9 protein-coding genes are annotated in these 13,133 nt (G+C 64.3%); 4 read left to right on the top strand and 5 right to left on the bottom strand.

Annotated elements, in window-relative coordinates:
• Positions 1–2 precede the first annotated feature (2 nt).
• Complete coding sequence (gene glmS / locus J2754_RS14455; RefSeq protein WP_211087861.1) at positions 3–1,817, top strand: glutamine--fructose-6-phosphate transaminase (isomerizing); 1,815 nt, start codon at positions 3–5, stop codon at positions 1,815–1,817.
• Here the strand turns inward: glmS and J2754_RS14450 are convergent, their stop codons facing one another.
• On the bottom strand, positions 1,818–3,353 hold the full coding sequence (locus J2754_RS14450) for a flippase (protein WP_188879589.1): 1,536 nt from the start codon (positions 3,351–3,353) through the stop codon (positions 1,818–1,820).
• Positions 3,350–4,357 (bottom strand): glycosyltransferase family A protein, encoded by a 1,008-nt coding sequence (locus J2754_RS14445; protein WP_188879590.1) that lies wholly within the window; start codon positions 4,355–4,357, stop codon positions 3,350–3,352. Before J2754_RS14445 ends, J2754_RS14450 begins: the two co-directional genes overlap by 4 nt.
• Before the next feature lie 288 nt (positions 4,358–4,645).
• On the opposite strand from J2754_RS14445, the gene J2754_RS14440 reads away from it, so the two are divergent.
• Complete coding sequence (locus J2754_RS14440; RefSeq protein WP_188879591.1) at positions 4,646–5,323, top strand: glycosyltransferase family 2 protein; 678 nt, start codon at positions 4,646–4,648, stop codon at positions 5,321–5,323.
• 39 nt (positions 5,324–5,362) lie between these two features.
• Positions 5,363–6,667, top strand: a complete 1,305-nt coding sequence (locus J2754_RS14435) for a sulfatase-like hydrolase/transferase (RefSeq protein WP_188879593.1) — start codon at positions 5,363–5,365, stop codon at positions 6,665–6,667.
• Here the strand turns inward: J2754_RS14435 and J2754_RS14430 are convergent.
• Genes J2754_RS14430 through aglG form a run of 3 tightly spaced genes read right to left on the bottom strand, consistent with a single transcriptional unit; the run spans position 6,664 to position 9,869 of the window.
• Complete coding sequence (locus J2754_RS14430) at positions 6,664–7,764, bottom strand: glycosyltransferase (protein ID WP_188879595.1); 1,101 nt, start codon at positions 7,762–7,764, stop codon at positions 6,664–6,666. The genes J2754_RS14435 and J2754_RS14430 overlap by 4 nt on opposite strands.
• Positions 7,757–8,914: a glycosyltransferase gene (locus tag J2754_RS14425; protein WP_188879596.1), complete on the bottom strand. Its 1,158-nt coding sequence runs from the start codon at positions 8,912–8,914 to the stop codon at positions 7,757–7,759. The genes J2754_RS14430 and J2754_RS14425 overlap by 8 nt, the downstream gene beginning before the upstream one ends.
• A 37-nt stretch (positions 8,915–8,951) precedes the next feature.
• Positions 8,952–9,869: a glucosyl-dolichyl phosphate glucuronosyltransferase gene (gene aglG, locus J2754_RS14420; RefSeq protein WP_188879598.1), complete on the bottom strand. Its 918-nt coding sequence runs from the start codon at positions 9,867–9,869 to the stop codon at positions 8,952–8,954.
• Between the two features lie 149 nt (positions 9,870–10,018).
• On the opposite strand from aglG, the gene J2754_RS14415 reads away from it, so the two are divergent.
• Positions 10,019–13,132 (top strand): oligosaccharyl transferase, archaeosortase A system-associated, encoded by a 3,114-nt coding sequence (locus J2754_RS14415; protein WP_211087860.1) that lies wholly within the window; start codon positions 10,019–10,021, stop codon positions 13,130–13,132.
• Position 13,133 lies beyond the last annotated feature (1 nt).

The raw sequence follows: 13,133 nt of genomic DNA, 5'->3' as shown, positions 1-13,133 counted from the left end.
CGATGTGCGGAATCGTCGGCTACGCCGGCCGCCGCGACGCGCTACCGCTGCTCACGGGCGGGCTCTTCAACCTGGAGTACCGCGGGTACGACTCCGCGGGCGTCGCGCTCCGCGAGGGCGACGGCGTCACCGTCTACAAGACCGTCGGCGAGGTGGACGCGCTCCGCGCGGAGGTCCCCGTATCCTCCGAGGCGACGGTCGGGATCGGCCACACGCGCTGGTCGACGCACGGGAAGCCCACGGACGAGAACGCCCACCCGCACACGGACTGCACGGGCGACGTCGCCGTCGTCCACAACGGCATCATCGATAACTACGACGCGCTGAAAGCCGAGTTAGAGGGGGAGGGCCACACCTTCGCCAGCGCGACGGACACCGAGGTCGTCCCGCACCTCGTCGAGGACGAACTCGCGGACGGCAAGAGCGCGAAAGAGGCGTTCCGCGCGGTCCTCGACCGCTTGGAGGGGAGCTTCGCGCTGGCGATGGTCGTCGGCGACAGCGACGAGATCTACCTCGCGCGCCAGGACTCCCCCCTGTGCGTCGGCCACGGCGACGGCGAGACCTTCGTCGGCAGCGACGTCACCGCCTTCCTCGAACACGCCCGCGAAGTCACGTACCTCGAAAACGGCGACCTCGCGGTCGTCACGCTCGACGGCGTCACCGTCGAGCACGACGGCGAGTCCGTCGAGCGCCCCGTCGAGCAGATCGAGTGGGACGCCGACGCCGCCGAGAAGGGCGGCTACGAGCACTACATGCTCAAGGAGATCCACGAGCAGCCACAGGCCTTACGCCAGGCGCTCTCGGGGCGCGTCGACGAGCTACAGGGCACGGTCGACCTCGGTCTCGACCTCCCCGCGGAGTACCTGCGTTCGCTGGAGGAGATCCAGATCGTCGCCTGCGGGACGTCCTACCACGCGGGACTCTACGCCGCCCACCTGATCGAGACGCACGCGGACGTCCGCGTGACGGTCCACGTCGCGAGCGAGTACGCGTTCCGCGGCGGGCGCGACCCGTGGCGGACGCTCGTCGTCGCCGTCACGCAGAGCGGCGAGACGGCCGAAACGCTCGGCGCGCTCCGCGACGCCGCGCGTACCGGGGCCCGCACGCTCGCCGTCACGAACACCGTCGGGTCGTCGGTCACTCGGGCGGCCGACGACGCGCTCTACATCCGCGCCGGCCCCGAGATCGGCGTCGCCGCCACGAAGACCTTCGTCTCGCAAGTCGCCACGCTCGCGCTCTTCGCGGTGCACGTCGGGCGCGTGCGCGGCACGCTCAGCGCGACCGAAGCGAGCGCGATTCTCGGCGACGTCCGCGGACTCCCGGGTGCTGTCCAGCAGGCCCTCGACGCCGACGAACAGGTGCGAGCGGTTGCAGAGGAATACGCCGACTCGGAGGCGTTCTTCTTCATCGGGCGGTACCTGGGTCATCCTGTCGCGCTGGAGGGCGCGCTCAAGCTCAAGGAGATCAGCTACGACCACGCCGAGGGCTTCCCCGCGGGGGAGTTGAAGCACGGCCCGCTCGCGTTGGTGACGGAGCAGACGCCGGTCCTCGCGGTGCTCACCGACGGCGCGAACGCAGACGCGACGCTCAACAGCGTCAAAGAGGCTGAGTCACGCGGCGCGCCGGTCATTGGCTGCCTCTCGGACGGACGCGGCGAGAAACTCCTCGACGACACGCTCGACGTTCCCGAAATCGGGGAGATGAGTCCGCTCGTGGCGAACGTCTACCTGCAGCTGTTCGCCTACCACGTCGCGAACCTAAAGGGGCGCGCGATAGATAAGCCACGGAACTTGGCGAAGAGCGTCACCGTGGAGTAGTCAGCCCATCAAGTGCTTCGCGATCTCTTTTAGCGGTCCGAGGTCAACGCCGAAGCGCTCCTCGAAGCTGAGGAGGAGACGGATGTCCTCCGGTTCGACACCATACCGGACGACAGCGACACCGTAGACGAGGAGGAAGACGGTAAATATCCCGACCAGTCTCGGGAGCGACATCCCGACGGTCGGGCCGAACACGGTTAGTGCGAGCAACGTCGCAGCACCGATTGCTGGTGCAAGGAGGAGCGAGCGCGTGAACGGTTGGATGCGCGTGCGCCGATAGAGCTGTATCGAGTAGAGGAGGTTCAACAGGAGGTACGACGCCGTGGTCGCGTACGCCGCACCGAGGAGGCCGTATTTCGGAATGAGAACGAGATTGAGTAGGACGTTGAGTACCGCGGCCGCGATGTCGTCGAGCATTATCAGGCGCGTGTGGCCGAGCGAGGTCAACGTACCCTTGTTCAGGCCGAATGTGGTGTGAATGAAGAACCCGGCAGCCAGAACTGAAAGGGCCGCAGCACCGGAGACGTACTCGGCTCCGAACGTATAGCGAATCGCTTGTTCCGGGAACAGGAACAGGAGCAAGAAGAGGGGGAGTGTCGCAAGTACCACCCACCGCGTTGCCAGTTGATAGAGGCGCTTCATCTGGTCGTGCTCGCCGCTCGCGTCGAGCTCCGAGAGGATCGGCATGAAGACGAACCCGAACGCCGTCATCGCAGTCATCAGGAGCTGTGCGAGCGGATACGCGACGTTATAGACGCCGACAGCACCCGTGCCACCGAACGCGCCGAGCATGTAGAAATCGATATCGGAGATGACTATTGTCATCGCTCCGCTCGCCACGAGCGGGAGCGAGAAGGACAGTAGCTCGCGTTCACGGCTCACCGTCGACACGGTACGGTCGAAGAGAGGCGTCCGTCGCGAGAGATAGACGAGCCCGACGAGCGCTGCCGCCGCATACGACGCGAGATAGGCGTACGAGACGCCGATTGCGCCGAGGCCGAACAGCAGGGCGACCACGATGCCCAGGAATCGGACGACAGGGAACGTGACGTTCTGAACCACGACCTTCGGAAGCGACTCCTGCATGCCCTGCACGGACCCGAGCGCGAGCTTCATCACTGCGCCGAACGGAATCGCGACGGCGAATATTCGAAAGATGAATGTTAGGGACGGGTCGTCGAATACCCGTGTCGCGAGGAAGGGGGCGAGCACGAATAGAGCGGCCCCGACGAGAAGGGAGAGTGGAAAAGCCACTCGAAACGCGGAGACGAGGACCGACCGGCGATCTGCCCGGCTCTCGTATCGCGGGAGATACCGACCGATACCACTGTGGAGACCAAGTATGACTAGCGTCGAGGTGACTGCGGCCGTGGTAATGCCGAGCGAGACGGCCCCGTAATCGACGTGGCCCAGCGAGCGTGCGATGAGGACCTTCGCGATGAACGAGATCGCGAGTTCGAGAACGAGACCCAGCAGGACGACACCTCCGCCCTTGAATAGCGAGCGGATAGTCGCGAAACCGTCTTCGTCAGTCATCTCTGCGGGCCAGGGCTCGCCCCATCGCGTTCATCGCCATCGTTCATGCCGCCGTAGTTCCACGAGAAATCGCCGGATCGGAACTCGCGGAGTGCAGTGTATCCGAGGACGAAAAAGCGCGGCGCCAACCGGAAATCCCTGGCTCGGAGTTCGAACGTCGAACGATAGCGGATGGCCTTCATGTAGATGAACACGACGGTCAGCGCGACGACCGTGAGAAGCGATAGGACACCGAGGACCGGCACGGAAAGCAGGAGAAGCGGCGTCGCGAGCAGGGCCAAAACCGAGAAGACCGAGGCTGCATCACCCGTCGGATGTTCCGGATGGAACCGCGCGTACCACCAGCCGTACTTCCGGAGAAACGCGACCGAGCTCGGCCGTCCCAGTGCCTTGTTGAGTGTACTCTCCTCGGTTTCAGCTATTTCGTCGCCATGCAGACTGGATTTAGCGTACGCCTTCGCTCCTGACAGCCACAGCCGAATCTGCATGTCCCAATCCTCACCCCGCGGAAGCCACGGGTCCCATCCCTCGACCCGGTCCAGCGCCTCCCTCTTGATGCTGCAGTTCGCCTGCTGGAAGAAAAAACCACTCTTCGGGCTGTCTACCTGCTGGTCCCACGACGACAAATAGGTCGCGGAGAGGACATCGTACTCCGGGTTAGCCCTGTGGAACGCCACTTGCCGCTCGATCCAGTTGTCGGCGACGTGGCGGTTCGTGTCGAGACAGGCGAGCAAGTCGCCGGTGAATCGCTCGTAGATATCTTGTCGGGCGGCGCCCACACCGCGTCCTCGTGACGACTGCTCGTAGCAGTCGATCGAGACCGTAGTTCCTTCTGCGAACTCACGGATGATACGCGGCGTCTCGTCGGAGCTCGCGTCAACGATCAGAATACGGTCGGGTGGACGGGTCTGGTTGACCAGCATCCGAAGCGTGTGCTCGATGGTGTCACTATTATTTCTGGTCGGAATACCGACCGTTATCGAGTACCCGTCTGACTCGTTCATTATAGCGACTGGGGACGCCGTGTGGACTTGAACATCGCTTCCGCAAGTCGGTGGCCGCCGGTAACGTGACGCTCGCCCCCGGAATAGCCGCCATCCGCCGGACTGGACCTTCACACTAGTCTCGCGACCGTAGAACAGAGTCACCGGACGCAAAATCATCGTTCTCGTATTTATTCAACGGGTGGTCATATACGCTGTTCGATTTCATACGTCTCCAGCGACGGACTTAATATTCGAAAAGACCAACGAATCGAACGGTCGAGCTATTCACCCTTATAATCTCCAGATATGACTGTCGAGCACCGGATAACCCACCCCGACCCGTATCTCTCCGTCGTCGTTCCGAGCCTTCCGGACCACGATCTCTCGGCGCTTGTCTCCGCTCTCCGCAACCAACAGCTCGACGAATTTGAGGCCATCTTCGTCGTCGATGAGAGTCTTGGCGTGTGTGAAGCCCGGAACCGGGGGGTTGAGGAAGCGAGCGGCGACGTCATCGCGTTCACTGACGACGATTGCGAGCCACCATCAGAATGGCTCAGCGTCATCGCCGAAGCGTTCCGGGACGACCCTGACCTGGTCATACTCGAGGGACCGGTCGGTGGGTACGGTAACTACGACGGAACTCGAAAATATCCCACCTGCAACCTCGCGGTCCGCCGCTCGGCGATAGAGAGTGCGGGTGGATTTAGACCGGAGTACGAATACTGGCGTGAAGACACCGAGTTCGGCTGGCGTATCGAGGCGGAGGGCACCGCCCGATACGACGACCGAATGTACATGGTCCACAAGGACCGCCCCCGAGCGGAGATCATCGAAGAGAACGAGCGACGGCTTGAACGAGAGTATCCCGAGAAGTATTCGGACATCATCGTTCCTGATACGATACTCGGTCGGATCAACGATTGGCTCTGGCGTCACGGGTTCTGGGACCGAGTTGACGACATCCGGTACCGTGGAGAACACTGATGGCCTGCCCAACACACTGTCGAAAGTGAGAGAATCCAGATGACAAATATCGCCGTAATCGTCCTCGACACGCTACGAAAGGACTCGTTCGATGACTACTTCGACTGGCTACCGGGCGTCTCGTACGACAACGCGTGGAGCACGAGTCACTGGACCGTCCCGGCGCACGCGTCAATGTTCACGGGCAAGTACGGTAGTGACGTGCCCGCGACCAAGAAGGCCGCTTCGTTTCCGGCCGAATCCGTACCGTGGCTGCCCACCCAACTGCAACAGGAGGGATACACCACACGGGCGTTCAGCGCGAACGCGTACCTCTCGTGGAAGTTCGGGTTCGACCAAGGGTTCGACGAGTTCGAGGGGAGTTGGCGAGTTCGCCAGATCCCGCGTGGCGACCTCTTCGACTGGAATTCGTTCATCGCCCGCCATAGCGACGACGGCCCTGAACGATTCCCGCTCGCCCTGTGGGAGTGTCTACGGAGTGATTGCGACACCCTTCCGTCACTGAAGTACGGTGCGCGATTGAAGCTCAACGAGTATCGCGACAGGAGCGGTGAGTTCGCGGACGACGGTGCACGAGAGGCACTCGATATGGCCACGACGACGTCGTTCGGCGACCAGGAGTTCTTCTTCATCAACCTCGTTGAGCCCCACTGGCCGTACAGTGCTCCCGAGGAGTATCGGCGGGTCGAAGCGCCAGGGCTCCGCTGGCTCGACGCGACACTCGGCGACGGCTACGACGATCCGGACTGGATTCGGACTGCTTACGAGGACGAGGTCCGATATCTCTCCGATCTGTACCAGGACCTATTCGAGGCGGTCAAGTCGTCTTTCGACGTGGTCGTCACTTGTGCCGACCACGGTGAATCGCTGGGGGAGGACGGAGTGTGGCAACACTGGTATGGTATCCCACCCGAAGTGACGAACGTCCCACTCTCCGTCTACGCGCCCGACGAGACGCTCGAGTCGACGAATTCGCCAGTCTCGTTGCTCGACGTCCACCGGACAGTCTCGGAAATCGCCGGTGTCTCGACTGAGTCACACGGAGCGGACCTCCGTCGTCTCTCCGAGACGGACGGTCGGACCGTCGGTGTGGAGTACCACGGGCTCTCCTCGCAGCACATCGAAGGAATGGAACAGCGTGGATACGACGCTGAGAGATACGACCGCCCGCTCTACGGCGTCGTTACCGAATCGGGGTACCACTACGAGACGTTCGACGGCTTCGTCGGCGACGATCGGGACGTGGTCGACGAGTTCGCCGCCGACCGTGACGCAGTGGAGGCACGTGAAGGCGAACTCGACGCCGAGACGCGCCAGCAGCTCGAAGACTTGGGCTACGCCTAACCGGCTCTTCTCTCCGCCAACTCACGGTACAAGGACCGATGCTCTGCCGCGACGCGCTCGAACCGGTTTGCTTCCCTGAACGCGCTCATCCGTTCACGGAGGGCTCTACGCTGCTCGTCGTCGTGTAGCAACGTCCGTGTCACCGACTCCGTGTCGTCGAGGTCGCTCGGGTTGAATAGCTGCATACAGCCCCACTCGGCAGCTACCCGTTCGAAATAGTCACAGCTGCTCCCGGCGACCGGCAGACTATAGGCGGCACACCAGTTGAAGACGCCACTCTGTCCGTTCTTCCGGTAGGGGAGCACGACGAGGTCGGCGGCACGGAAGGCGTCGTGGAAGTCGTCGTCGTTGAGAACACCGGTTATCTGGACGTTCGGGGGGCTGCGGTCGCGGAGGTCGGAGACGAACGCCTCGTCGGCCGCTTGACGGGGTCCACCAGCTAGCAGGAACTCGTGGTCCGGGAAGCGATCGGCTAGCTCAACGAAGACGTCTACACCCTTCTGCCGGGAGACGTACCCGGGCTCTACGACGACAGTATCGCTCGGCTCGTACCCGAACGTCGACTTCGCCTCCGCCGGTGCTACGTCTTTCGTCTCCCCGACGTTGACACCGTGTGGAAGCCGGCTCGTGGACTGGACGGCGACCGGCGTCGCCGTGTGAAACGCCGATTCGCTCGTCTCCGAAAGGAAGACGAGGTGGTCGGCGACCAGTGTGATACTGAGGTTCACGACTCGGATGTAGAGCAGTTGAAGCCATCGCAGGGAGTCGCCGGCAGTTTCCGCGTCCCATACTTCGTGAACTGTAAGGACGACCGGGGCCGACGTCAAACGCGCGCTCACCCAGAGGAGCGGAAAGAAAACCCACCAATACAGCGTCTTCGCTCCGAACAGGCCGTACTCGTGTTGGACGTGGACCACGTCGGCAGCCGTTGTGCCGGCGGAGACCGCGACCCGCGCGAAATGGGTGGGATCTGTACTGTTCGTGTGTAGCTCGACGTGTTCGACGTCACAGTCGAGGTAGCTGCGGAGGTCGCCGGCGTAGGTTCCGACACCACACGACCCGTCGTCGGGCGTGGCGACTATCGCGACCTCAGTCATGGGTCTTCCCGGTCACGACGTCGGTGTACCAGTCGACGAGCGACCGTTGTATCTCCGCCTCGAACGTGGAGAGTGCGAACTCTGCGACGACCGCCCCACCGATGGAGTACGTGTCCTGTTGTACTCGCTCGACGGTGTCCCGAATATCCTCGGCCGTCCCGTCATGGCGGTAGCCGTTCGTCCCGTCCTCGACAAACACCCCTGGGAACCCCTCGTCACGTGCGAGCACGGGCTTGCCGCTCGCGTTCGCTTCTATCGGCACGATACCGAAGTCTTCGTTCTTGCCGTTGAAGACGACTGCGGTGCAGTTGGCGAGCAGGTCGAGTTTCTCCTCCTCGCTCACGAACCCTCGGTAGTCGATGTTGTCGGCGCGTCGAACTCGCTCGACAACGTCGTCGTCGACGTCACCACGGCCGCCGGCCATGACGAGACGCTCGTCGAGACCCTCGAACGCCTCAACGACGGCGGGGACGCCCTTCTCCTCGTCGAGGCGGCCGAGGTGGAGGAAGTAACCGCCGTCGCCGTCCTCGTGATACTTCTCTAGGTCGAGCGGTGGGTAGAGTACCTCCGAGCCGCGCTTGTAATACTTCCAGAGGCGGCGCTCGATGATGGGGCTGTTCGCGAAGTAGTGGTCGACTCGGCTGTTGAGCGTCGCGTCCCGCATCCGGAGATACCGCACGAGCGGGCGGGTGGCGATGCCGGCGAGCGAGGACTTGCGGTCGTGGTAGAGGTCGTAGAACCACCGCGGCGGCGAGTGGCAGTAGTTGACGTGCAGGGTGTCGACGGGCGTAATGACGGCGCGAGTCGTCGCACCCGAGGTGACGAGGACGTCCGGGTTACCGAACGCCCGCCAGTCGACGTCCTCCCACTGCGCGTACTCGAACACCCGCCCGGCGCGACGCTGGAGTCGGCGAACGGGCGCGTAGTCGAGCGTCGGGGTCACGTCGACGAACGCGACGTCCCCGTAGGGGTTCGGGTCGTCGGGGTCGGGTGGGCCAAGCGTGTAGACGGTGTCGACACCGACCGCGTCGGCGAGCTTCGTGACGAGGTACTCCGCGCCACCCCACGCGTTGACGTGCCAGTGGGCGACGGCGACGTTGAGGTCGTCGAAGTCCGGTGGTTCGGTGTCGTCTCGGGCTGACCGCTCCATACCCCTGAGAAGCGGGGTGTTGTGGAAAAGCGTGCCGCTACCACTTCCGGAAGCCGTAGACGTAGCCGAGTCCGACCAGCACGGTGAAGACATAGAGCATCACGAACTGCGCGACGCTCGCGAATGACGGCTGCCGGACGACATTATGGACGTGCGCGGGCGTCGCGTCAGTGAGGAGGTGGTTGAAGAAAGCGGTCTCTTCACTGCTCGAATCTGGCAAAATCGTCTCCATCGCCCGCTTCGAGTAGCCCTGCCAGAACGCCCGGTCGGCGAGCCAGCGGGGGTCGGTGCGGTAGTCGAAGACCTTGTGCTCGACGACGGCGTCGGGGTCGTACCAGACGCCTTCGCCGTACTCCTGACGCATTCGCGCGCAGAGCTCTGTCTCGCCGCCCTGTAGGTTCTTCTCGCCCTTCCGACCGCCGATCTCGGGGTCGAAGCCGCCGAGTTCTGCGAACACGTCCGCCCGAAAGGAGATGTTCGAGCCGAAGGTGTTGCGGACTTCGCCCTCGCCGTCGGCGAACCCGCGGTGGGTGACGCCGACGAGCCAGTAGAACTCTTCGGGGAGGAACGACGGCCGGCCGGCGACCCAGCGCGGCGTCATCTTCCCGCCGGCCGCGATGGCGTCGTGCGTCTCGTAGCTCTCGACGAGTTCGGCGACCCAGTCAGGGGCGGCGACGGCGTCCGCGTCGATGAACGCGACGACGTCGCCGGTGGCGTGCTCGGCGCCGCGGTTGCGGCTGACGAGCAGGCCCTCGTTCTCGTCGTTGCAGTGGACCTGCACGTCGGGGTGGTCGCCGTAGTCGTCCGTGACGACGTCGTAGACGTCCTCGTAGCCGTCGACGATGACGACGAGCTCGACGTCGTCGTGTGTCTGGGCGAGCACGCTATTCGCGGCTTCGCGGAAGTTGTCGTACTCGTCGAGCGTGTAGGTGCAGAGGACGACGGAGACGCGCATCGTTTCCTCCACCTAGCGGGAGCGGCGACAAAGGGGTTGCTACCGGCGGCCGACTGACGAAAGGGTTCGCCGTCTGACGGACGCGAGACGCGCGCTCAGCCGTGGGTATATGACAAGGCTTATCCTCACTTTGCGTCTCCACGCACACAATGAGCGACGATACTGACCAGTCCGCCGGTCCCTCCAGCGGCGGACGCTCAGTCCTCGACATCGCAGCGGACTGGTATCCAGTCCCCGTGGTCGCGCTCCTCATGGCGTTCATGCTGTGGGTGCGCGGGCAGTCGTGGCAGAACTTCGTACAAGACGGACAGATCCTCCTCAGCGGGAACGACCCGTGGTACCATCTCCGAAGCACGGAATACGTCGTCCACCATTGGCCGGCGACGAGACCGTTCGAAATTTGGACGCAATTCCCCACCGGAACGAGCGTCGGCCAGTTCGGGACGCTGTTCGACCAAGTGATGGCGACAGTCGCCCTGATCATCGGACTCGGAAGCCCGAGCGATCACCTCATCCGTCTGGTCGTCCTCTTCACGCCTGTCGTCGTCGGGACGCTCGTCGCCATTCCGATGTACTACCTCGGGAAGCGCCTCGCTGGCCGCGCCGGAGGGGTCCTCTCCGTCGCCGTCCTCGGCTTTATCCCGGGCGTCTTCCTCCAGCGGAGCCTCGTCGGCACCGCGGACCACAACATCGTCGAGCCGCTCTTCCAGTCGCTCGCCGTGCTCGCCCTCCTCGTCGCGTTCCACGTCGCGGAGCGCGACAGCCCGGTCTGGGAGCAGGTCCGTGCGCGCGAGTGGGACGCACTCAAACCGGTTCTCGGGTGGAGTACACTCGCAGGAATCGCCACCGCCCTCTACATGTGGACGTGGCCGCCGGGCGTCCTCCTCGTCGGCATCGTCGGCGTCTTCTTCCTCCTGCAGCTCGCGAGCAACCACTACAACGGCACGAGCCCGGATCACCTCGCCTTCGTCGGCGTGACGAGCTCGGTCGTCACCGGCGCCCTCCTCCTCCTGCCCTTCGACACGATCGGGTTCTCGGCGTCGCGCTTCTCCCTCCTACAACCACTGGCGGCGTTCGCCGTCGCAGTCGCCTGTCTCTTCCTCGCGTGGCTCTCGCGGACCTTCGAGTCGCGCGACGTCGATCGGCGCGCGTATCCCGTCGTCGTCCTCCTCATCTCGGCCGTCGGCGCCGGACTCGTCGCCGTCCTCCTTCCCGACGTCTTTGCGATGATCTTCTCGAACCTCCAGCGCTTCGTCGCGTTCGACGCGAGCGCGTCACAGCGCACTATCGGCGAGGCCCAGCCGTGGCTCGGCAGCCTCTCGAACTACGGCGGGTCGCGCTTCGCGCTGTTCTTCAGCCAGTACGGCCTCGCGTTCTTCGCGATGCTCGCGGGTCTCGCGTGGCTCCTCTGGCGGCCCTTCATCGACGCGAGCAGTCGGAAGCGCTGGTTCGCCGTCGTCGCGCTCGTCGTCACGGCGATCGTCTCCCTTCTCCCGGGCCTGCTGCCGACGATCGCGGGCACCCTCGGGCTGAACCCGACGTGGACGGGAATCGTCGTCGTCGGCGGTCTCCTCTTCGCCTCCGTCGTCATCGGCGATCACGACGCGGAGAAGGCCTTCGTGGTCGTCTGGACGCTGTTCCTGATCGCGGCGGCGTTCACGCAGGTGCGCTTCAACTACTACCTCGCGGTGCCAGTGGCAGTGATCAGCGGCTACGCGGGCGCGACGCTGCTCCGCTCGGACTACGTGAACATCGCCGCGGTCCGCGAGTCCGCGGAGAACGTCGAGGCGATCCACGTCATCGCCGTTCTCGCCGTGTTGCTCGTCCTGATCGCGCCGCTCGCGGCGTCGGTGACGCTCAGCACGGACCGCGGCAACTTCCAGACGTCGACGGCGGTCCAGACCGGCGCGTCGACCAGCCCCGGCGGCGTGACCGGATGGGCGCCGATGCTCGATTGGATGCAGAACAACACGCCCGCGGAGGGTAACTACGGCGGCGCCGGTAACGCCGATCAGCTCGACTACTACGGCACGTATCAGCAGACGGACGACTACGACTACCCGAAGGGGAGTTACGGCGTGATGAGCTGGTGGGACTACGGCCACTGGATCACCGTGCTCGGCGAGCGGATTCCGAACGCGAACCCGTTCCAGGGCGGTGCGACGTACGCCGCGAACTACCTGCTCGCGCAGAACGAGACGCACGCCAACGAGATCCTCGACTCGAAGGGCGACGCGGACGAGACGACGCGGTACGTCGCCGTCGACTGGCAGATGGCCGCGGTGAACTCGAAGTTCAGCGCGCCGACGGTCTTCTACGACGACCGGGAGGGCGTGAACCGCTACGACTTCTACCGCCCGCTGCTGAGTCAGACGCAGAACGGCGGCTACCAGCTCCAGGCGTACGTCCACTCCCAAGACTACTACGAGACGATGCTGGTCCGGCTGTTCCGCTATCAGGGTTCCGCGATGTCGCCCGAGCCGATCGTGGTCGATTGGGACCAGAGCCAGGGGCCGTACTACCTCTCCAACGGACAGGGGTCGTCGTCGACGGTCCGGCAGTTCAACACGACGGCCGAAGCGGAGGCGTACGTCGCCAACGACTCGACGTCGCAGATCGGCGGCGTCGGGCGCTACCCGAGCGAGTACGTCCCCGCTTTAGAGCACTACCGGCTCGTCGGACTGAGCTCGAAGGCACCGAGCCAGCAGCTCTCGAACATGCCGGCGTGGGCGAAGCTCTACGAGCGCGTGCCGGGCGCGACGGTAGAGGGCAGCGGCCCCGCGAACGCGAACGTCACTGCGTCGGTGACGATGTACTCGACCCAACAGGGGAAGAATCAGAACTTCACCTACACGCAGCGCGCCCAGACCGGGCCGAACGGTGAGTTCACGATGACGCTGCCGTACTCGACGACGGGCTACGACGAGTACGGCCCGGAGAACGGCTACACGAACGTCAGCGTCCGCTCGACCGGGAACTACACGTTCAGCGCCACGGCGAACGGCACCTACTGGACGGGCTCCGCGGACGTGAGCGAGGGGCAGGTCAACGGCGCGAACGACTCTGCCACGCAGGTCTCGATGAGCGAGCTCGACCTCTCGTCGCTCCTCGGCGGAAGTAGCGAGAGCGGCGACGGTAGTTCGAGCGGCGGTAGCGAGAGTGGTAGCGGCGGTAGCAGCGACGGCGGTAGTAGCACCAGCACTGACGGCACCGCGAGCGACACCACCGCGGCCGTGACGGAGCCGACCGCACGGGCGGCCTGAA

The organism is Halarchaeum nitratireducens (genome assembly GCF_017874695.1).
GTDB classification, from domain to species: domain Archaea; phylum Halobacteriota; class Halobacteria; order Halobacteriales; family Halobacteriaceae; genus Halarchaeum; species Halarchaeum nitratireducens.
This window is presented reverse-complemented; position numbering and strand designations above follow the sequence as displayed.